We start from the raw sequence: 19,281 nt of genomic DNA, 5'->3' as shown, positions 1-19,281 counted from the left end.
GCGGGGAAACCGATGCCGCACTCAGGGAATGATGCCGCGGCGGCGGAACTCATCGAACAGCGAGAAAAACATGGCTTCGGTTTCGACAAACTGGTGGAAACCGAAGCGCCGCGCCTTGCTGCCATCCGCGAACATGTCATAGTCCCAGGAAAAGACGAAATCGGCGAAACGCCAGCCGGCCACCGCGCGATAGTCCGGTTCGGCCAATTGGTGCCGCTGCGCCAACTCCCGCCACAGCGACGCTTTGTCCGCCATCATGCTCTCCAGCGGCATCGGCAGCGGCGGCGCACATTCCAGACCAAAGTAAGCGGCGATTTTCGGCCACATCTCGCTCCAGCGAAACAGATCGCCGTTGTTGATATTAAACGCCTGATTGGCCGCCGCCGGCTCGGTCGCCGCCCACAGCGTGGCGCGCGCCAACAGCCCGGCGTCGGTCATTTCCAGCAGGCTGTGGTAAGCGCCCGGTTTACCCGGGAAGCGCAACGGCAGCCCGAGCGCTTTGCTGATCGAGGCGTAAACCGCGATGCTTAACGCCAGATTCATCGGATTGCCGAGGGAGAAGCCCCCCACCACGCTTGGACGGATGGCGCTCCAACGCCAGCGCTTACCGGCCTGCCGCTGCGCCAGATACTGCTGCTGCGCCACGTTAAACTCCGGCGGCATATGCCCGGCGTCGCTTTCGCGCGCCGGCGTTTTAAACGGCCCCAAATGCGCGCCATACACCTTATAGCCCTGCATCAGGCTGATATGTTCCAACGCCGGCGCGACCGGCTCCAGCTCCTCGACGACGTGTTGCAGCATCTGCAGGTTCGGCGCCACCAGCCCCGCCCAGTCCGGCGCATCCTGATAGGCGGCATAGAAAACGTGGCTAATCGCGCTCAGCGGCCGCAGCGCGTCGCGCGTCGCCGCCGCATCCAGCAGATCAACCTGAAGGTGGCGCACCCCCGGCGCCGGTTGCCCACCCCGCCGCGAGACCCCCACCACTTGCCAGCCCTGTCCGGCCAGTTCCTCAATCAATCGGCGCCCAATCACGCCATTGGCGCCGATCACCAATGCCTGCCGCTTTGCATTCATCTTGTCACTCCTCGGGTTATCGATGCCCTGAGTGTCATTGATTAGTAATGCTTGCGGTAGAAGAGACTTTCCACTAACACTTATAAGAAAAATCTAGAGGCAAGATCGACATGGATAAGCTGAACGCCATGAAAACCTTTATGCGGGTGGCGGAGCTGGGCAGCCTGTCGGCCGCCGCTCGCGATCTGCGTTTGACGCAGCCGGCGGTCAGTCAGCAAATCGCCGGCCTGGAGCAGCAACTCGGGGCCCAACTGCTGTTTCGCAGCACCCGGGCGGTCACCCTGACCGATGCCGGCAGCAGTTATTATCAGCGCCTCAAACCGATTCTGGCGGCGGTCGACGAAGCGGAAGAAGCGCTGCGCGGCCAGCGCCACCAGTTACAGGGCAATCTGCGCATTCATGCCCCAACCGGGTTCGGGCAGTTGCACGTCACGCCGCTGGCCATCGCTTTCCAGCAACGTCATCCGAGCCTCGCCATCGAGCTGCTGCTGGACGATCGTCGCGCCGACGTGATCGGCGAAGGCATCGACGTAGCGCTGCGTTTCGGTGAACTGCATGCGCCCGGCATGGTGGCGAAACGTTTGGGCGAGCTGCAACGCCTGCTGGTGGCGTCACCGGCCTATCTGGACAAACATGGCACGCCCCGTTCGCCGGCGGAGCTGGCTAAACATGCGCACATTCGTTACAGCGGTTTGAACGACGGCGATACGCTCACTCTGTTCGGGCCGCACGGCCCCGAGATGGTTGCAGTGCGGCCCACGTTCCGCGCCAACAATACGCTATCGCTGCTGGCCGCCATTGAGGCTGGAGCCGGTATCGGCGGCGCCCAACGGCCGTTAATCGCCGAGCAGCTGGCGACGGGGGCGCTGGTGCCCGTTTTGCCGGAATACCGCTACCCGCCCATGGAGCTGCACGCGGTCTATCCCGCCTTACGTTTTATTCCGGAGAAAGTGCGCGCCTGGGTGGCGCATCTGCAGCAGGCGTTGACGGCGATCGAGGGAATTAGCGGAGTGAAGGCTCCCGGCCAGGCGCCGGGAGCCTAATCATTATTTGAACAGTTTACCGACCATATCGCCCAGCTCGTTGCTGTCTTGCTGAACTTCACCGTTTGGTGAGGCGGCATCCGCGACCGTTGGCAAGAACTGTGCAATGGTGCTGGACGCCTGTGCCGGATCGATGCCCAGCTTTTCAGCCAGTTGGTTGATGGCGTCGCTACCCAACGCCTGCTGCACATGGTCGCCGGTAATCGACTGATTTTCACCATTGCCGAGCCAGGAACCGACGATATCGCCGAACTGCCCCTGACGGAACTTGTCCAAAATGGCCTGCAGGCCGCCTTGTTGCTCGACCCACTGCATAATGGCGATGTAGTCGATACCTTTACCACCGTTGGCGCCGCCGCCCAGAATGTTACCCAATACGCTATCGAACAGACCCATGATATTCCCCTTTCAGCGGGTACGGCCCGCGCCGCACCGCCGGATTGATTTCACGAAAAAGGGCCGCCGCGGCGACCCTGTTGAGCAACGGCTGCTTAGCCTTTGATCTTCCTGTAGACAAAAAGCACCACCAGAGCACCGATTACCGCCACCACAAAGCTGCCCAGGTTAAAACCGTCAACGCGGCCCATACCGAAGAAGGTGCTGATATAGCCGCCGACGACGGCGCCCACGATCCCCAATATAACGGTCACAATAAAGCCGCCGCCGTCTTTGCCCGGCATAATCCACTTGGCCAGGATACCGGCGATTAAACCAAAAATGATCCAGGAAATGATGCCCATCTTTACTCTCCCTATTACCTTTTGCCTAACAGAAATCCTATTACCAGGCCCACGACGGCGCCGGCGCCTATCCCCGCCCAAGGGTTATCCTTAAGGCAGGCACATGATTGCTCGAGCGCTGCTTTTACACCACTGCTCACTTCGCAGGCGGTGGTTTTCACGTAGTCGCTCGGTTGCTCAACACCGTTTAGATCGTCATTTTCATATGACATGTCAAACCCTTACAGACCAACTCTCTGAGAATTTCGTCACATGTTTCGCGCCAGGCGCCGTCCGCTCCGCGATCTTGCTCTGGGCAATCTGCCCGCTGCCGCTCAATGCGGAGGCGTCCGGCGGCAAACGCACAACTTCACACTATGACTATAGTAAAAAATCAGCGGTTTACCCATTTCCGTCCGTCTGAATTTCACCATACAAAAAACGATCTGATTTCATCCCGCTGTCATCTTGCAAGGCTAAACTTTAAACACATCCTCCTGGAGGAAACGCCAATGTTCAATGCCCCCGTTGTCCTGATCCTCGCGCTACTGTACGCACTGGCCGCCGCTTGGGACGGTTCCGCGGCGTTACTGTTTCATTGAGGTTACATAGCCGTTGTCACTTTTGCGATGCGCTTAATTGTGTCTTTATTTTTCAATTTCGCCAGCCGGTTGAAATAGCGGAAAATATCCCCTCCTCCCTCGGTAAAAATCCTATTTCGCTTCGTTTTTCGCCTGCGTTTAAATAAAGCGTAAAAAAAGCATTAATGGAAAATCCTGTTTAGCACAAAATATTCTATCATCTTCCTTATGGAAATTTGGGTTAAGGTCCCATTGGGAAAGAAAAGGAATAACAGGAAAATGCTTTCTAACCAACGCTTTGAGCGCGAATTCTTGCGCCCTCGTTATTGGTTGTTGTGGATAGGACTGGGAATACTCTATCTCTTGGTATTACTGCCCTACCCGCTCATTTATCGGCTCGGACACGCCCTTGGCAGAATAGCCATGCGCCTAATGAAACGCCGGGTAAAAATAGCGCGCCGCAATTTAGAACTCTGCTTCCCCGCGATGCCCGCCGCCGAGCGCGAGGCGCTGATCGTCAAAAATTTTGAGTCCGTCGGCATGGGGCTGTTCGAAGTCGGCATGGCCTGGTTCTGGCCCGACTGGCGCATCGCCCGCTGGTTCAAGGTGAGCGGCATGGAAAACATGCGGTTGGCGCGTCAGGAAGGCAAAGGCGTTCTGCTGATCGGTCTGCATTTCCTGACGCTGGAACTGGGCGCGCGCATTTTCGGCATGCAAAACCCCGGCATCGGCGTGCACCGCCCGCACAACAACAAGCTGATGGAATGGGTACAGACCCGCGGCCGGCTGCGCTCGAATAAATTCATGATCGATCGTAAAGATATCAAAGGCATGATCCGCAACCTGAAACAGGGCGAAATCCTGTGGTACGCGCCGGATCACGATTATGGGCCGCAAAGTAGCGTATTCACACCGTTCTTCGCCGTGGAAAATGCCGCCACGACCACCGGCACCTTTATCCTGGCGCGCATGGGGCGGCCGTCGATCGTGCCTTTCGTGCCGCGCCGCCTGCCAAACGCTCAGGGCTATGAGCTGATCGTGCAGCCGCCGTTGACGGACTTCCCGCTGGATGATGAAACGCGCGCGGCGGCCATGATGAACCGCGTGGTGGAAGAACAGGTGCTGCTGGCGCCCGATCAATACATGTGGTTGCACCGCCGCTTTAAAACCCGCCCACCCGGCGAGCCGTCGCTGTATTAACCGCGTTCACGCCTTTGCCCGTCCTACCGGCGGCGAAGGCGCTCACCTCGCACGAGCATTCTACGTCAGGGGGACTACACTAATAAGTCACCGACGGCAATTATTGCCGCCAGCAATCATTTCTTCCCGCCCGAGGGCCGGTCGTTGCCTGTCGGGCCACAACCGAGGTCAATGTCATGCTGGTACAACCCTATTTGTTCTTCAGCGGCAACTGTGAGCAAGCGATTAACTTCTATGTACAGCAGTTGAATGCCAAAATTGAAATGGTCATGCGCTTCAAAGACATGCCCGAAGAAGCCCGCCAAGGCGGGCCGGAGGACGTCAATCCTGAAGCGATCATGCATGCGCGCCTGCTGATCGGCGACGGCGTACTGATGGCCTCCGACGGCTGTCCGCAAGATGACAGCGGCGGTGCTTCCCACAAAGGTTTCTCGCTGTCGCTGAATCCCAGCGATGCGGAACAAGGACGCAAACTGTTCGACAATCTGGCGCAGGGCGGCCAGGTGACGATGCCTTACCAAGCCACCTTCTGGGCCAAAGGTTTTGGCATGCTGACCGACAAATTCGGCGTCAACTGGATGATCAACGTCGAATAACCCCGCATGGCGCCGCTAGCTGTAGCGGTGCCAGTCATACGCCGCTTTGGCGAACAGCACGAACAGCAGCGCCAACAGCGCCAATCCCAACCGCCAATAGGGCGACCGGCGGCGGCGCCAGGCGAAGTACATCATCACCGCCAGCGTTCCCAGCGTAAGGGGGTAATACACCGCCAGCGTCAGTAAAGCGATAATGATGTAATCAGACATTGCTCTTTCACTCCGAGGTGCTCACACCGCCGCTGATGCGGGCTGCGATCGACCTTTCGCCTTATCGCCTCGTTAAAGGCTAGAGGTCTGGCGCATTTATGCATAAAATATAAGATTGCTCTTAACTCAAACTGAATAGTAATCACACAACAAGGGTGACATGACTCAGCAGCAACCCATACAGGATGCCGTGCCGGCGCGCAGCGTTAAAAGCTCCCCATTATTATTTCAGGCCGGCGTGTTTGTCATCATCGTTGCCGCCACGCTGATCCTCTTTAACAGCTGGCAAATCTGGAACGCACACCAGCGCGATCTGCGCAGCGCCGAGCATGAATCCGCCAACCTCGCCCGCTCGCTGGCGCAGCATGCCGACGATACTTTCATGCAGGTGGACGGCAATCTGCTCGATCTGACCGAACGTCTCCAGAACGACGGATTGGGGCCCTCGCAATTGACCCGGCTGCAGCGGGTGATGCAAACGCAGGTCGGCAACCTGCCGCAGCTGCATGGGCTGTTTCTCTACGATGCGCGCGGCCGCTGGCTGGCGACCTCCTCGGGCAAATTCATCAAGAACGCCAACAATGCCGATCGCGATTACTTCATATACCATCAAAACCGCGACGACGGCGGCCTGTACATCGGCAAGGTGATCCGCAGCCGCACCACCGGCGATCTGATCATTCCCGTTTCGCGGCGTTTCAACAACCCGGACGGCAGCTTTGGCGGCGTGGTGCTGGCGACGTTGTACATCGATTATTTCCGCCAGTTTTACGACAGTTTCGCCCTCAACACCGACGCCTCACTGAACCTGCTGCTGGCGGATGGCACCATCCTTTACCGCCGCCCTTACTCGGCGGCGTCGATCGGTAAAAACATCGCCAAGGGCGTGCTGTTCAGCGAAATTTTGCCGCATTCGGAATTCGGTAACGCCACCATCACCTCGCTGTACGATAAAGTAGAGCGCATCTACGGCTATTCGCGGGTCAACCGCTTTCCGCTGGTGATCGCCGCCGGGCTGTCGAAACGCGACGCGCTGGCGGACTGGCGCACCGACGCCGGGCTGTTCGCCGCCGGCGGCCTCTCGCTGCTGGTGATCCTGTTGGCGATGGGCATGGTGCTGCTGCGGCAAATCAAGCACAGCATGCAAACCGAAGCTGAGCTGATGCGTACCCGCGATCAGTTGACCAGCATCAACCAGATGCTCGAAGAGCTGGCGCTGCTGGACGGCCTGACCGGGCTGGCCAACCGCCGCCAGTTTGATATCGCGCTGAAGAACGAGCTGGCGCGGGCTTCGCGCAACTACCGCAGCGTGGCGCTGCTGATGCTGGATATCGACTATTTCAAACAGTACAACGACAGCTATGGCCACGTCGCCGGTGACCAATGCCTGCAGCAGATCGGCCAAACGCTCAAAGGGTTGGCGTGCCGCAGCAACGACGTTCTGGCGCGTTACGGCGGCGAAGAGATGGGGATTATCCTGCCGGATACCGACGTCCAGGGCGCACTGATTTTCGCCGAACGCGTCATCAGCGCGGTGCGCGATCTGAAAATTCCGCATCAGGGTAATCCGCACGGCATCGTCACCATCAGCATCGGTATCTGCGCCAAAGTGCCGCATATGTATAACGATACGCCGATCAGCTTTATCAATGAGGCGGACAGTGCGTTGTATCAGGCCAAGAAAAAAGGCAAAAACTGCATTTACGGCGCTTAATCATTAATCGGGCCACCAAAATTTGGCGGCCCGATTTATTACTAACCCAAATGAAATAATTCCCCTCCGCAACATTATTTCCCCGGTTTACCCTGTGCTCTGGATAAAATAACGCCAATAATAAGCGCAATATTTATTTCTATTAAAATTCAATGAGATAAGAAACTCACCATTCCGCAGACAATTCGTGCCATTTTTGATTATTCGTGCCTACACGTAGCTCCGTTTAGCCCTCGTTTACTTTTCATTGGTATTGCCGGTGATACTCTTATCAGGACTATTCTCTATATCAGGAAGCCATCGCACGCTTCGGCGCACTGCGCCCTGCTGATACATCCATAATAGAACCCACAAATTTCACGTTGCAATTGGGCGGCCTGTTGACGCCGCTCCAGCCAGCCACGGCGCAAGCCAGTGCAGCCAACCACGCGGCAACCTGAAAGCGGGAATAAAGCGATATAGATTTGCGAGGAGATCTCATGCCTACTGGCGATATTATGCGTGAACAGGCCGTCCTGACGCTGCCGTTGCGACAATGGGCGGCAGCGGAAGCATCCAGCGCGGTCAGCGAACTGGAACAGGGCAAGGTGCTGTTTCTGCCCGAGCTGGCCTTCACTCTATCTGAGCAGGAAATGCCGCTGCTGGATCCGACGTTGGTCGATCCGAAGCGCAAAAACATCAGCTATCAACCGCTGTCCGGCAAGCTGAGCGGCGTCGCCGTCGCGGAACGCCGGCAACAGGTTCAGCAACTGCTGGAGCGCTATTATCAATCTTGCCGCCAGCTGATCGCCGGGCTGTTGCCCGAGTATCAGGAGGCGCTGCACCACCCCACCGGCAGCCTGCGTTTGCACCCGGTTTCCGCCTGGCGGGCGACCAGTTCCTGGCGCAAAGACGACAGCCGCCTGCACGTTGACGCTTTCCCGTCGCGCCCGAACTACGGCGAACGCATTCTGCGCATTTTCACCAACATCAACCCGCACGGCGAGCGTCGCCAATGGCGCGTCGGCGAGCCGTTTCCTGAACTTGCGCAACGCTTTATGCCGCGCCTCGCGCGCTATTCCGCCTTCAGCAGCTGGCTGCAGCACCAGGTGCGCATCACCAAAACCCGGCGCAGCCATTATGACCACCTGATGCTGCAGTTGCATGACGCCATGAAGGCCGACGGTGATTATCAGCAACGGGGTCCGCAGCTGGCGCTGGAATTCCCGCCAGGCAGCAGCTGGATTTGCTTCTCGGATCAAACGCCGCACGCCGCGATGGGCGGCCAGTTTATGTTGGAACAGACCTTCCTGTTGCCGGTGAACAAGATGCAGGATCCGCAGCGTTCGCCGCTGAAAGTGTTGGAACAGCTGCGCGGGCAGCCGCTGATCTGAATGACTCGCCGCCGCCGGGATGCCGGCGGCGGCGAAACGCGCATTATGCCTCGAAGTCCCCTTGCTGGCGCGCCACCAGCGTCAGGATGCTGTACAGCGCCACCGGTTGCTGCTCCTGATTCAACACCTGAACATCCCACACCACCACGCCGTGCGGCCGATCTTCGGCGGTTTTTTGCGGCTTGCGGATTTTCTTTTTGCAGGTCAGCCGCACCTGAATGGTGTCGCCGATCTTCACCGGTTCGATAAAGCGCAGATTCTCCATGCCATAGTTGGCGATCACCGGCCCGACGGCGGCGTCGACAAACAGCCCAGCCGCGGCGGACACCACAAAGTAACCGTGCGCCACCCGCTCGCCGAACAGCGAATCGGCAGCGCCGATCTTGTCCATGTGCGCGTAAAAGTGGTCGCCGCTCAGGCAGGCGAAGTTGACGATATCCGCTTCGGTCACTGTGCGGCGCGCGGTCAACAGGCTGTCGCCCAGCTGCAGCTGCTCGAAGTATTTCCGGAACGGGTGCACCGGGTGTTCGGCGACCGGCGCGCCGCGCACCCATTCGCCGCCGATGGCCGCCAGCATCGCCGGGCTGCCCTGGATCGCCGTGCGCTGCATATAGTGCTTCACCGCGCGCAGTCCACCCAGCTCTTCACCGCCGCCGGCGCGCCCCGGGCCGCCGTGCACCAGCATCGGCAGCGGCGAACCGTGGCCGGTGGACTCCGCCGCCGCCTGTTCATCCAAAATCAACATGCGGCCATGGGCGCACGCCGCCGCGCGAATGAATCGCTTGGCCAATGCCGGATCGGCGGTCACCAGCGATCCCGCCAGGCTGCCCTGCCCCAGCAACGCCAACGCGATCACCTGCTCGGTATCCGCATACGGCATCAGCGTCGCCACCGGGCCGAAGGCCTCAGTGCCGTGCACCGCCTGATGGGTGAACGGATCGGCGCAATACAGCAGGGTCGGCGGATAAAACGCCCCGCCGCGCGCGCCGTCGCCCATGACTTCCAGCTTATCCAGCGACGCGCCGCACAGCGGTTCGCAGCCGTTGCGCAGCAGGAACTCCACCTTGCTTTGCACATCATCACGCTGCTCGTGGCTGACCAGCGCCCCCATGCGCACCTGCTCCAACTGCGGGTCGCCCACCGTCACTCCCGCCAGACGCTGCAACAAGGCCTGACGTACCGCCGCCACCTGCGCCGCCGGCACGATGATGCGGCGGATCGCGGTGCATTTCTGCCCCGCCTTGGCAGTCATTTCACGGCACACTTCTTTGATAAACAGCGCAAATTCCGGCATCTCCGGCGTCACGTCTTCCGCCAGCACGCAGCAGTTGAGCGAATCCGCCTCCATGGTGAACGCGATCGATTTTTCCAACAGGCGCGGATGCGCCCGCAGCCGCTGCCCGGTCTGCGCCGAGCCGGTAAAGGTCACCGCATCCTGGTAATCCAGGTGCGCAAACATGTCGCCGACGCCGCCGCATACCAACTGCAGCGCCCCTTCCGGCACCAGCCCGCTGTCGACAATCAGCCTGACCATCGCCTGCGTCAGTTGCGCGGTGGCGGTGGCCGGCTTGATGATGGCCGGCATGCCCGCCAGCCAGGTCGGCGCCAGTTTTTCCAGCATGCCCCAGCAAGGGAAGTTGAAGGCGTTGATATGCAGCGCCACGCCGGGGCGCGAGGTCAATACGTGGCGGGCGGCGAACTGCGCCTGCTTCGACAGCGGGATCAGCTCATCTTCCGGCCACAGCGTATCATCCGGCAGATCGCGGCCGGCCATGCCGGCATAGGCGAACAGCGTGGCGATGCCGCCTTCGATATCGACCCAGCCGTCGCCGCGCGTCGCGCCGGTTTGATAGGAAATCTGATACAGCGCCTCTTTATGCGCCAGCAGGTGTTTCGCCACCGCTTTCAGCATCTGGGCGCGCTGCTGGAATGTCATGTGCGCCAGCGCCGGGCCGCCGTGGCTGCGCGCATAGCTCAGGCTCGCCGCTAACGGCAGGCCGTCGGAGCAGACCTGGTACAACGCTTCGCCGGTCACGGCGTGACGGATCTCGCGCGTCTCTCCCTGCCCGTACACCCAGGCGCCAGAAAGATAACTGTGTAACTGCTGCATGTGCCCTCCGGAATTCATAAATTTTCACCATACAGCTTAATTACGTATCACATAAATGCCAGTCGACGCCAAACTCAATTTTAACAAAAAGAGAACAAGAAGCGCTTTCAAGCCGATTTTCCGGCGTTAACACGGAGTCATTGCTTTTATTTATTAAATAAAATCAAAAAATTAACACAAACACTTGTGAGTGAGCTCGCAAAACCACATAAATCTCGTTTGATCTTTTTGTTATCAGTTTGTAGCCTTATGGTTAGTTAAAGTGATTCACATTTTTATATTTAATGTGAAAAATACGAATCACCAAGAGGCAAGCATGACAACTGACGCACAGTATCAGCAGCATTTCGACGACAAGATCGCGGCGGATATCGCCATTGAGGCCAAAGACTGGATGCCGGACGCCTATCGTCAGAACCTGATTCGGCAAATCGGCCAACACGCCCACTCGGAAGTCATCGGCATGCTGCCGGAAGCCAACTGGCTGACGCGCGCCCCCACGCTGCGCCGCAAGGCGGTGCTGCTGGCCAAAGTGCAGGATGAGGCCGGCCACGGTCTGTACCTCTACAGCGCCGCCGAGACCCTCGGCTGTTCGCGCCAGGACATCTACCAAAAGATGCTCGACGGCAAGATGAAGTACTCCTCTATCTTCAATTACCCCACGCTCAACTGGGCGGATATCGGCGTGATCGGCTGGCTGGTTGACGGCGCCGCCATCGTCAACCAGGTGGCGCTGTGCCGCGCGTCCTACGGCCCCTATGCGCGGGCGATGGTGAAGATCTGCAAAGAGGAAAGCTTCCACCAGCGCCAGGGCTATGAGGCGGTAATGGCGATGGCCAACGGCAGCGACACGCAGCGCGCCATGCTGCAGGACGCCATCGATCGCTTCTGGTGGCCGGTGCTGATGATGTTCGGCCCGAGCGACGCCGACTCCCCCCACAGCGCCCAGAGCATGGCGTGGAAGATCAAACGCCACAGCAACGATGAGCTGCGGCAGAAGTTCGTCGACAACACCGTACCGCAGCTGGAAGCGCTGGGCATGACGGCGCCGGATCCGGATCTGCACTGGGATGCCGCCGCCGGCCACTATCGCTTCGGCGAGATCGACTGGAGCGAGCTGCATGAGGTGATCAAAGGGCGTGGCCAATGCAACCACGAACGCCTGCAGGCCAAACGCCGCGCCTGGGAAGACGGCGCCTGGGTGCGTGACGGCGCCATGGCCCACGCCGCGAAAAACGCCGCTTCCGCCGCATAGCCAACATAAGGAACCGAGATCATGAGCCACGTTGAATGGCCGCTGTATGAAGTGTTTATCCGCAGCAAACAAGGGCTGGCGCATCGCCACGTCGGCAGCCTGCACGCCGCCGACGACCAAATGGCGCTGGAAAACGCCCGCGACGCCTACACGCGCCGTAATGAAGGCTGCTCGATTTGGGTGGTGCAATCCCGCCATCTGATCGCCTCGCAGCCGGAAGACCGCGGCGCCTTCTTCGATCCGTCCGAAGACAAGATCTACCGTCATCCGACGTTTTACACCATTCCCGACGGCATCAAGAACATGTAGAGGCGACCATGACGGTTAACGATCCGCGCATCAGCTATTTGCTCCGCCAGGGCGACACGCCTTTGATCCTCGCCCAGCGTCTGTGCGCCTGGTGCGGCCACGCGCCCGAGCTGGAAATCGATCTGGCGTTGGCCAACATCGGGCTCGATCTGCTCGGCCAGGCGCGCAACTTCCTGAGCTACGCCGCCGAACTGGCCGGGCCGCCCTGCAGCGAAGACAGCCTGGCCTTCGGCCGCGACGAACGCCAGTTTCATAACCTGTTGCTGGCGGAACAGCCGAACGGCGGTTTCAACGACACGTTGGTGCGCCAGTTCCTGCTCGACGTCTACCACGTGCAGCTGCATCAGGCGTTGAGCCGCAGCGGCGATGCGCAGATCGCCGCCATCGCCGCCAAGTCATTGAAGGAGGCCGATTACCACCTGCGCTTCAGCCGCGGCTGGATGATCCGCCTCGGCGACGGCAACGACATCAGCCACCGCAAGATCCAGCAGTCGCTGGATAACCTGTGGCGCTTCACCGCCGAGCTGTTCCACGCCGACGCGCTGGAGCTTGAGCTGGCGGAACAGGGCATCGCCGTCGATCCGCGCCAGCTGCAGGCTCCCTGGCAAGCGCAGGTGGAGGAGACGCTGCGCCAGGCGACGTTGACGCTGCCCGCCGAGCAGGCGTTCCGGCACGGCGGCAAACAAGGCCGACACAGTGAACACCTCGGCCCGCTGCTGGCGGAGATGCAGTTCCTGCAACGCGCCTATCCAAACGGCCAATGGTAGGAGGCTGCGATGAACGTCACTCGTTTGCAACCCGCTGAAATCCCGCAGATTTGGCACTGTCTGCAACAGATCAGCGATCCCGAGCTGCCGGTGCTGTCCATCACCGATTTGGGCATGGTGCGCGACGTGGCCCGCGACGGCAGCGGCTGGCGCGTGACCTTCACCCCAACCTATTCCGGCTGCCCGGCCACCGAATTTCTGCTCAACGCCATTGAGCAGCGGCTGACGGCCGCCGGCTTCAGCCCGGTGCAGGTGGACATCCGTCTCAGCCCGGCCTGGACCACTGATTGGATGAACGCCGACGCCCGCGAGCGGCTGCGGCAATACGGCGTAGCGCCGCCGCAGGGCCACACCTGCGATCGGCCGCATGCCCACGGCCCGGTAGCCTGCCCGCGCTGCGGCAGCACCCACAGCGAGAAGATCAGCGAGTTCGGCTCCACCGCCTGTAAAGCGCTGTACCGCTGTTGCGACTGCCGGGAACCGTTCGACTATTTCAAATGCATATAGGAGCGCTGACACCATGACGGTCTTTCATCGCCTGAGCGTCGCCGCCATCGAGCGCGAAACGCCGGACGCCGTAGCCATCACCCTGCGGGTGCCCGAAGAGCTGCAAAACCAATACCGCTATACCCCCGGCCAGCACCTGACGCTCAAGGCGCTAGTCAACGGCGAAGAACTGCGGCGTTGCTATTCCATCTGCAGTTCGCCGCAGGAAGGCCTGCTGCAGATCGGCGTAAAAGCGATTGATCAGGGCCGTTTCTCCGGCTTCGTCAACCGCATGCTGAAAGTCGGCGATGCGCTGGAAGTGATGGTGCCGCAGGGGCGCTTCGGCTATCAGCCGCAGGCGGAGCGCCGCGGCAACTACCTGGCGATCGCCGCCGGCTCCGGCATCACACCGATGCTGTCGATCATCAAGGCAACGCTGCAGTTCGAACCGGGCAGCAGGTTCACCCTGATCTACGGCAACCGCAACAGCCGTTCGATGATGTTCAAAGAGGCGCTGTCGGATCTGAAAAACCGCTACCCGCAGCGTTTTCAGCCGCTGTACCTGTTCAGCCAAGAGAGCCTCGACAGCCCGCTGCTCAGAGGCCGCATCGACCGTGAACGCCTGGCGGCGATCGGCGGCGCGCTGCTGGATTTCCGCGACTATGACCACGCCTTTATCTGCGGGCCGGAATCGATGATGGACGACGCGCAGACCGTGCTGGAGCAGGCCGGCGTACCGGCCAATCACATCCACAGCGAACGCTTCAACACCAGCGGCCTGGTCACCCGCCCGCGCCACAGCGGCGATCGCAACGCCACCCGGGTGGCGATCCTGCTCGACGGCCGCCGGTTGGATATCGAGGTCGGCGAACAGGACGACAGCATTCTCGATGCCGCGCTGCGCCAGGGCGCCGATCTGCCCTACGCCTGCAAAGGCGGCGTGTGCGCCACCTGCAAATGCCGTCTCAAGGCCGGCCAGGTGGAGATGGGCGTCAACTACAGCCTGGAGCCGGATCAGTTGGCGGCGGGCTATGTATTGAGCTGCCAGTCGTGGCCGAAAGGCGACGGCGTGGTGTTGGACTTCGACGTCTAGGAGCCGCGATGGACACCCCCTTTATTTTGCATCAGCAGCAACACCGCGTGGTCACGCTGACGCTGCATCGCCCGGAGGCGCGTAACGCCCTGAGCACGCCGTGTCTGGAACAGCTGGTTGCCCGGCTGGAGCAGGCCGACGCCGACAGCGGCGTGGGCGCCGTGGTGATCGCCGGCGCGGCGCGCTTCTTCGCCGCCGGCGCCGATCTGCGCGAACTGCAACAGCAGGATCTGCCGGCCACGCTGGCGGATCGCCGTCCGCAGCTGTGGCAGCGGCTGGCGCAGTTCAGCAAACCGCTGCTGGCGGCGGTGAACGGTTATGCCCTGGGCGCCGGCTGCGAGCTGGCGCTGGCCTGCGACATCGTCATCGGCGGCGAAAGCGCCCGCTTCGGCCTGCCGGAGATCACCCTCGGCCTGATGCCGGGCGCCGGGGGCACCCAGCGCCTGATCCGCTGCGTCGGCAAGGCGCGCGCCAGCCAGATGGTGCTGACCGGCGAAGCCATCGACGCCCGCACCGCGCTGCAGGCCGGCCTGATCAGCGAAGTATGTGTCGATGCCCTGACGCTGGAGCGCACGCAGCAGATTGCCGATCGCATCAGCCGCCAGGCGCCGCTGGCGCTGCGCGCCGCCAAACAGGCGCTGAAACAGGCCGAGGAAATCGGCCTTAGCCAGGGGCTGGCGATGGAGCGTCAGCAATTTGTCACCCTGGCCGCCACCGACGATCGCCGCGAAGGCATCGCCGCCTTTTTCGAAAAACGTACGCCAAACTATCAGGGGCGCTGATTTATGGATAACGCATTGATTCTCAGCCATCTCGACGCCGGCGTGTTGACGCTGACCCTCAACCGGCCGGATCGGCTCAACAGCTTTAACGACGAGATGCATCGCCAGCTGAGCGAAGCGCTGACGCAAGCCGAGCGCGACGACAGCGTGCGCTGCCTGCTGATCGCCGGTGCCGGGCGCGGTTTCTGCGCCGGGCAGGATCTCAACGATCGCAACGTCAGCGCCGATCAACAGGCGCCGGATCTCGGCCTGTCGGTCGAACGTTTCTACAACCCCCTGATCCGCCGCCTGACCGCCCTGCCGAAACCGGTGGTATGCGCAGTCAACGGCGTGGCGGCCGGCGCCGGCGCCGCGCTGGCTCTGGCGTGCGACATCGTCATCGCCGCCGACAACGCCGGCTTTATTCAGTCGTTCTGCCGCCTGGGTCTGGTGCCGGATTCCGGCGGCAGCTGGTTCCTGCCGCGGCTGGCCGGCCACGCCCGCGCGATGGGCATGGCCATGCTGGGCGACAAAATCAGCGCCCAACAGGCGCTGGAGTGGGGCATGATCTGGCAGGTGGTGCCGGCGGATGAATTGGCCGACCGCACGCAAACGCTGGCGCGCCATCTGGCCACCCAGCCGACTTACGGTCTGGGGCTAATCAAGAAAGCCATCTACAGTTCGGCCACCAACAGCCTCGATCAACAGCTCGATCTGGAACGCGATCTGCAGCGATTGGGGGGCCGCAGCGACGACTATCGCGAAGGCGTCAGCGCGTTCTTCGCCAAACGCACGCCAAACTTCAGCGGGAAATAGCCATGAACGCGCCCCTTCTTAACGGCCAGGTGGCAGTGATCGGCGCCGGCACCATGGGCATCGGCATTGCGCAGGTGGCCGCCGCCGCCGGTCACCCGGTGCGGCTGTTCGATATCGCCCCCGCCGCCGCCCAGCGCGCGATCGACGAACTCGCTCGCCGCCTGCGGCAGCGGGTCGACGGCGGCAAGGCCGACGCAAACACCACCGAGGCGCTGCTGGCGCGTCTCGAACGCGCCGATTCGCTCGAGCAACTGGCCGACAGCGCGCTGGTGATTGAAGCGGTGGCGGAAAATCTGGCGATCAAGCAGAGCCTGTTCCGCGATCTGGAAGCGATCTGCTCGCCCACGGCGCTGTTCGCCAGCAATACTTCTTCGCTGTCGATCACCGCCATCGCCGGCGCCTTGCAACACCCACAGCGCATGGCCGGGCTGCACTTCTTCAACCCGGCGCCGCTGATGAAGCTGGTGGAGATCGTCAGCGGTCTGGAGACCGGGGCCGAGACCCTCGCCGCGCTGCAAGCCCTGGCGCAGCGCTGGGGTAAGCAGAGCGTCGTGTGTCGTTCGACGCCGGGATTCATCGTCAACCGCGTGGCGCGGCCGTTCTACGCCGAAACCTTGCGCGCACTGGAGGAACGGGTGGCCGACGCCGCCACCCTGGATGCGGTAATGCGCGACGCCGGCGGTTTCGCCATGGGCCCGCTGCAGTTGACCGATCTGATCGGCCAGGACGTCAATTACGCCGTGACAGACTCGGTGTATCAGGCCTTCTACCAGGATCCGCGCTTCACCCCCTCACTGGTGCAGCAGGAGCTGGTGGCCGCCGGACATCTCGGCCGCAAATCCGGCCGCGGCTTCTACCGCTACGACGCGCAACGCCCCGTCGCAGAGATGATCGCCTTTGCGCCGCCGGCGCAGGCCGCGCCGCCGCAACGCGTCACGCTGCACGGCGACTGGTCTTCGCTGGCCGATTTGGCGGAACTGTTGATCGAAAATGCGGGGGCGATCAAACAACCTGGCCAGACCAGCCCGTACCTCACGATCGACGACGTTACACTGATGTTAACCAATGGTAAAACCGCCGGCCAACTGGCCGACGAACGTGGAACGCCCGTGGTGCTGTTCGATCTCTGTGCCGACTATGCGCATGCCTCCGCCATCGCCATCAGCTGCGCGGCGCAAAACGGCGCGCAACACAATGCCAACGCGATTCGCCAGCTGCAGTCCCTCGGCAAGCAGGTCATTCAACTGCCGGATTATCCCGGCCTGCTGACGATGCGCACTCTGGCCATGCTGGCCAACGAAGCGCTCGACGTGGTGAACAAAGGCGTCGCCGGCGCCGAAGATACCGATCTGGCGATGCTGCGCGGTGTCAACTATCCGCGCGGCCCGCTGGCCTGGGGCGCCGCACTCGGCTGGTGCCACATTCTGACAACGCTGGAAAACCTGCAACGCTATTACGGCGAAGCGCGCTATCGCCCGATGCCGCTGCTGCGCCGCTACGCTTCCCCCGCCTCTTTCTCAGGAGCCGAACGATGAACGCCAATACGCCGCGCGCGCTGGCTCAGCGCTGCGCCGAACAGATGTTCCAGCAAGATACCTGCGCTCAGGCGATGGGGATGCATATCGACGCCGTCGACGCCGGGTACGCTCAGGTCAGCATGACCGTCGGCCCGCAGATGCTCAATGGCCACCAGACCTGCCACGGCGGCCAGCTGTTCAGCCTGGCGGACACCGCCTTCGCCTACGCCTGCAACAGCCAGGGGTTGGCGGCGGTGGCCTCCGGCTGCAGCATCGACTTCGTCCGCCCGGCGCTGGCCGGCGATCGCCTCACCGCCAGCGCGGCGGTGCGCCACCAGGGCAAAGCCACCGGGCTGTACGACGTCGAGATCGTTAACCAACTGGGCAAAACCGTCGCCTGGTTCCGTGGCCGCGCGCACCGCCTCGGTCACAGCATTTTAGGAGATCGGGCATGAATCAGGCATTTATCTGCGACGGCGTGCGCACCCCGATCGGCCGCTATGGCGGCGCGCTGGCCCAGGTGCGCGCCGACGACCTCGCCGCCCTGCCGCTGCGCGTGCTGCTGGAGCGCTATCCACAGGTGGATTGGGCGCAGCTGGACGATGTGATCCTCGGCTGCGCCAACCAGGCCGGGGAAGACAACCGCAATCTGGCGCGCATGGCGCTGCTGCTGGCCGGATTGCCGGTCGGCGTTTCCGGCACTACGGTGAACCGCCTGTGCGGTTCGGGCCTGGATGCGCTGGCGATGGCGGCGCGCAGCATCAGGGCCGGCGACGCCGGGCTGCTGCTGGCCGGCGGCGCGGAATCGATGACCCGCGCGCCGCTGGTGATGGGCAAGGCCGACAGCGCCTTCAGCCGCCAGGCGCAGCTGTACGACACCACCCTCGGCTGGCGCTTCGTCAATCCGCGGATGCAGGCCGAGTTCGGCACCGATTCGATGCCGGAGACCGCCGAAAACGTCGCGGCGCAGTTCAATATCAGCCGCGCCGATCAGGACGCCTTTGCGCTGCGCAGCCAGCAGCGCGCCGCCCGGGCGCAGGCGCTGGGCCACCTGGCGCAGGAGATAGCCCCGGTCAGCCTCACCGGTAAAAAAGGCGCGGTCACCCTGTTCAGCCAGGATGAACACCCGCGCGCCGACACCACCTTCGAGCAGCTGCAGGCGCTGAAAACCCCGTTCCGTCAGCCCGGCAGCGTCACCGCCGGCAACGCCTCGGGCCTGAACGACGGCGCGGCGGCGCTGATCGTCGCCTCCGAAGCGATGGCGGCGCGCCAGGGGCTGACGCCGCGCGCGCGCATCCTTGCCACCGCCACCTGCGGCGTGGAGCCGCGCCTGATGGGCATCGGCCCGCTGCCGGCCACCCGCAAGGTGCTGGAGATCGCCGGGCTGAGCCTGGCGCAGATGGACGTCATCGAACTGAACGAAGCGTTCGCCGCCCAGGCGTTGGCGGTGATGCGCCAGCTTGGCCTGCCGGACGATGCCCCGCAGGTTAACCCCAACGGCGGCGCGATCGCTCTGGGGCACCCGCTGGGCATGAGCGGCGCGCGCCTGGCGCTGGCCGCCCTGTTTGAACTGGAACGGCGAGCCGGCCGCTATGCGCTTTGCACCATGTGCATCGGCGTCGGCCAAGGCATCGCCATGATCATTGAGCGTGTCTGA

At 62.0% G+C, this 19,281-nt stretch carries 21 protein-coding genes; 15 read left to right on the top strand and 6 right to left on the bottom strand.

Translation table 11 applies throughout. From position 1 onward, the window contains the following. Positions 1–21: 21 nt before the first annotated feature. Positions 22–1,074: an SDR family oxidoreductase gene (locus CRO23_RS08780; RefSeq protein WP_049300287.1), complete on the bottom strand. Its 1,053-nt coding sequence runs from the start codon at positions 1,072–1,074 to the stop codon at positions 22–24. A 110-nt stretch (positions 1,075–1,184) separates the two neighbouring features. Here CRO23_RS08780 and CRO23_RS08775 point away from each other — a divergent pair, with 110 nt between their 5' ends. Then, positions 1,185–2,117 (top strand): LysR family transcriptional regulator, encoded by a 933-nt coding sequence (locus CRO23_RS08775; RefSeq protein WP_097101788.1) that lies wholly within the window; start codon positions 1,185–1,187, stop codon positions 2,115–2,117. A 3-nt stretch (positions 2,118–2,120) separates the two neighbouring features. On the opposite strand, the gene CRO23_RS08770 is transcribed toward CRO23_RS08775, so the two are convergent. The 3 genes from CRO23_RS08770 to CRO23_RS25240 form a co-directional block, all read right to left on the bottom strand. After that, positions 2,121–2,513: a YidB family protein gene (locus CRO23_RS08770; protein WP_016927203.1), complete on the bottom strand. Its 393-nt coding sequence runs from the start codon at positions 2,511–2,513 to the stop codon at positions 2,121–2,123. Between the two features lie 95 nt (positions 2,514–2,608). Continuing rightward, complete coding sequence (locus CRO23_RS08765; protein ID WP_004935146.1) at positions 2,609–2,857, bottom strand: GlsB/YeaQ/YmgE family stress response membrane protein; 249 nt, start codon at positions 2,855–2,857, stop codon at positions 2,609–2,611. A gap of 14 nt (positions 2,858–2,871) precedes the next feature. After that, positions 2,872–3,069 carry a glycine zipper domain-containing protein gene (locus CRO23_RS25240; RefSeq protein ID WP_004935148.1) on the bottom strand — a complete coding sequence of 66 codons (198 nt, stop codon included), beginning with the start codon at positions 3,067–3,069 and terminating at the stop codon, positions 2,872–2,874. 627 nt (positions 3,070–3,696) lie between these two features. Between CRO23_RS25240 and CRO23_RS08755 the strand changes: the two genes are divergently transcribed. Beyond that, positions 3,697–4,617: a Kdo(2)-lipid IV(A) acyltransferase gene (locus CRO23_RS08755; protein ID WP_097101787.1), complete on the top strand. Its 921-nt coding sequence runs from the start codon at positions 3,697–3,699 to the stop codon at positions 4,615–4,617. 176 nt (positions 4,618–4,793) lie between these two features. Then, positions 4,794–5,213, top strand: a complete 420-nt coding sequence (gene yjdN, locus CRO23_RS08750; RefSeq protein WP_016927200.1) for a VOC family metalloprotein YjdN — start codon at positions 4,794–4,796, stop codon at positions 5,211–5,213. Between the two features lie 15 nt (positions 5,214–5,228). Here yjdN and CRO23_RS08745 read toward each other — a convergent pair whose 3' ends face one another. Further along, positions 5,229–5,423: a hypothetical protein gene (locus CRO23_RS08745; protein ID WP_049240706.1), complete on the bottom strand. Its 195-nt coding sequence runs from the start codon at positions 5,421–5,423 to the stop codon at positions 5,229–5,231. Positions 5,424–5,583: 160 nt separating this feature from the next. Here CRO23_RS08745 and CRO23_RS08740 point away from each other — a divergent pair, with 160 nt between their 5' ends. Together CRO23_RS08740 and CRO23_RS08735 are read left to right on the top strand one after the other, a co-directional pair. Further along, complete coding sequence (locus CRO23_RS08740; protein ID WP_097101785.1) at positions 5,584–7,137, top strand: sensor domain-containing diguanylate cyclase; 1,554 nt, start codon at positions 5,584–5,586, stop codon at positions 7,135–7,137. Between the two features lie 479 nt (positions 7,138–7,616). After that, positions 7,617–8,510, top strand: coding sequence for a Kdo hydroxylase family protein (locus tag CRO23_RS08735; protein ID WP_028128136.1), 894 nt, complete (start codon positions 7,617–7,619; stop codon positions 8,508–8,510). Between the two features lie 43 nt (positions 8,511–8,553). Here CRO23_RS08735 and paaZ read toward each other — a convergent pair whose 3' ends face one another. Continuing rightward, on the bottom strand, positions 8,554–10,620 hold the full coding sequence (gene paaZ / locus CRO23_RS08730) for a phenylacetic acid degradation bifunctional protein PaaZ (protein ID WP_097101783.1): 2,067 nt from the start codon (positions 10,618–10,620) through the stop codon (positions 8,554–8,556). A gap of 316 nt (positions 10,621–10,936) precedes the next feature. Between paaZ and paaA the strand changes: the two genes are divergently transcribed. The 10 genes from paaA to pcaF are packed head-to-tail and all read left to right on the top strand — an operon-like array spanning position 10,937 to position 19,281. Continuing rightward, complete coding sequence (gene paaA, locus CRO23_RS08725; protein WP_015378348.1) at positions 10,937–11,875, top strand: 1,2-phenylacetyl-CoA epoxidase subunit PaaA; 939 nt, start codon at positions 10,937–10,939, stop codon at positions 11,873–11,875. 21 nt (positions 11,876–11,896) lie between these two features. Beyond that, entirely contained in the window at positions 11,897–12,184 is a 288-nt protein-coding gene (gene paaB, locus CRO23_RS08720; protein WP_004935173.1) for a 1,2-phenylacetyl-CoA epoxidase subunit PaaB, read from the top strand. Positions 12,185–12,192: 8 nt separating this feature from the next. Beyond that, positions 12,193–12,951 carry a 1,2-phenylacetyl-CoA epoxidase subunit PaaC gene (paaC, locus tag CRO23_RS08715; protein WP_016927195.1) on the top strand — a complete coding sequence of 253 codons (759 nt, stop codon included), beginning with the start codon at positions 12,193–12,195 and terminating at the stop codon, positions 12,949–12,951. Positions 12,952–12,960: 9 nt separating this feature from the next. Beyond that, positions 12,961–13,458, top strand: a complete 498-nt coding sequence (paaD, locus tag CRO23_RS08710) for a 1,2-phenylacetyl-CoA epoxidase subunit PaaD (RefSeq protein ID WP_060444593.1) — start codon at positions 12,961–12,963, stop codon at positions 13,456–13,458. A 13-nt stretch (positions 13,459–13,471) separates the two neighbouring features. Continuing rightward, positions 13,472–14,530, top strand: coding sequence for a 1,2-phenylacetyl-CoA epoxidase subunit PaaE (gene paaE / locus CRO23_RS08705; RefSeq protein WP_097101781.1), 1,059 nt, complete (start codon positions 13,472–13,474; stop codon positions 14,528–14,530). An 8-nt stretch (positions 14,531–14,538) separates the two neighbouring features. Further along, a complete protein-coding gene (paaF, locus tag CRO23_RS08700; protein ID WP_033639967.1) occupies positions 14,539–15,312 on the top strand; it encodes a 2,3-dehydroadipyl-CoA hydratase PaaF in 774 nt (257 codons plus the stop codon). 3 nt (positions 15,313–15,315) lie between these two features. Continuing rightward, positions 15,316–16,107, top strand: a complete 792-nt coding sequence (paaG, locus tag CRO23_RS08695; RefSeq protein WP_097101779.1) for a 2-(1,2-epoxy-1,2-dihydrophenyl)acetyl-CoA isomerase PaaG — start codon at positions 15,316–15,318, stop codon at positions 16,105–16,107. A gap of 2 nt (positions 16,108–16,109) precedes the next feature. Further along, on the top strand, positions 16,110–17,642 hold the full coding sequence (locus tag CRO23_RS08690; RefSeq protein ID WP_097101778.1) for a 3-hydroxyacyl-CoA dehydrogenase: 1,533 nt from the start codon (positions 16,110–16,112) through the stop codon (positions 17,640–17,642). After that, the gene (gene paaI, locus CRO23_RS08685) at positions 17,639–18,079 is read left to right on the top strand and encodes a hydroxyphenylacetyl-CoA thioesterase PaaI (protein ID WP_079449876.1); all 441 of its coding nucleotides are present in this window, start codon (positions 17,639–17,641) and stop codon (positions 18,077–18,079) included. The genes CRO23_RS08690 and paaI overlap by 4 nt, the downstream gene beginning before the upstream one ends. Further along, a complete protein-coding gene (pcaF, locus tag CRO23_RS08680; protein WP_097101777.1) occupies positions 18,076–19,281 on the top strand; it encodes a 3-oxoadipyl-CoA thiolase in 1,206 nt (401 codons plus the stop codon). Before paaI ends, pcaF begins: the two co-directional genes overlap by 4 nt.

The sequence above is a fragment of the Serratia sp. JKS296 genome (assembly GCF_900215445.1).
Lineage (GTDB): Bacteria > Pseudomonadota > Gammaproteobacteria > Enterobacterales > Enterobacteriaceae > Serratia > Serratia marcescens.
This window is presented reverse-complemented; position numbering and strand designations above follow the sequence as displayed.

Coding starts and splice junctions, on each gene's coding strand:
- yjdN (WP_016927200.1), top strand. CDS start 4,794: ATGCTGGTACAACCCTATTTGTTCTTCAGCGGCAACTGTGAGCAAGCG.
- paaA (WP_015378348.1), top strand. CDS start 10,937: ATGACAACTGACGCACAGTATCAGCAGCATTTCGACGACAAGATCGCG.
- CRO23_RS25240 (WP_004935148.1), bottom strand. CDS start 3,069: ATGTCATATGAAAATGACGATCTAAACGGTGTTGAGCAACCGAGCGAC.
- paaC (WP_016927195.1), top strand. CDS start 12,193: ATGACGGTTAACGATCCGCGCATCAGCTATTTGCTCCGCCAGGGCGAC.
- paaI (WP_079449876.1), top strand. CDS start 17,639: ATGAACGCCAATACGCCGCGCGCGCTGGCTCAGCGCTGCGCCGAACAG.
- paaB (WP_004935173.1), top strand. CDS start 11,897: ATGAGCCACGTTGAATGGCCGCTGTATGAAGTGTTTATCCGCAGCAAA.
- CRO23_RS08740 (WP_097101785.1), top strand. CDS start 5,584: ATGACTCAGCAGCAACCCATACAGGATGCCGTGCCGGCGCGCAGCGTT.
- CRO23_RS08765 (WP_004935146.1), bottom strand. CDS start 2,857: ATGGGCATCATTTCCTGGATCATTTTTGGTTTAATCGCCGGTATCCTG.
- CRO23_RS08780 (WP_049300287.1), bottom strand. CDS start 1,074: ATGAATGCAAAGCGGCAGGCATTGGTGATCGGCGCCAATGGCGTGATT.
- CRO23_RS08690 (WP_097101778.1), top strand. CDS start 16,110: ATGAACGCGCCCCTTCTTAACGGCCAGGTGGCAGTGATCGGCGCCGGC.
- paaG (WP_097101779.1), top strand. CDS start 15,316: ATGGATAACGCATTGATTCTCAGCCATCTCGACGCCGGCGTGTTGACG.
- paaD (WP_060444593.1), top strand. CDS start 12,961: ATGAACGTCACTCGTTTGCAACCCGCTGAAATCCCGCAGATTTGGCAC.
- CRO23_RS08770 (WP_016927203.1), bottom strand. CDS start 2,513: ATGGGTCTGTTCGATAGCGTATTGGGTAACATTCTGGGCGGCGGCGCC.
- CRO23_RS08745 (WP_049240706.1), bottom strand. CDS start 5,423: ATGTCTGATTACATCATTATCGCTTTACTGACGCTGGCGGTGTATTAC.
- paaZ (WP_097101783.1), bottom strand. CDS start 10,620: ATGCAGCAGTTACACAGTTATCTTTCTGGCGCCTGGGTGTACGGGCAG.
- CRO23_RS08755 (WP_097101787.1), top strand. CDS start 3,697: ATGCTTTCTAACCAACGCTTTGAGCGCGAATTCTTGCGCCCTCGTTAT.
- paaE (WP_097101781.1), top strand. CDS start 13,472: ATGACGGTCTTTCATCGCCTGAGCGTCGCCGCCATCGAGCGCGAAACG.
- paaF (WP_033639967.1), top strand. CDS start 14,539: ATGGACACCCCCTTTATTTTGCATCAGCAGCAACACCGCGTGGTCACG.
- CRO23_RS08775 (WP_097101788.1), top strand. CDS start 1,185: ATGGATAAGCTGAACGCCATGAAAACCTTTATGCGGGTGGCGGAGCTG.
- pcaF (WP_097101777.1), top strand. CDS start 18,076: ATGAATCAGGCATTTATCTGCGACGGCGTGCGCACCCCGATCGGCCGC.
- CRO23_RS08735 (WP_028128136.1), top strand. CDS start 7,617: ATGCCTACTGGCGATATTATGCGTGAACAGGCCGTCCTGACGCTGCCG.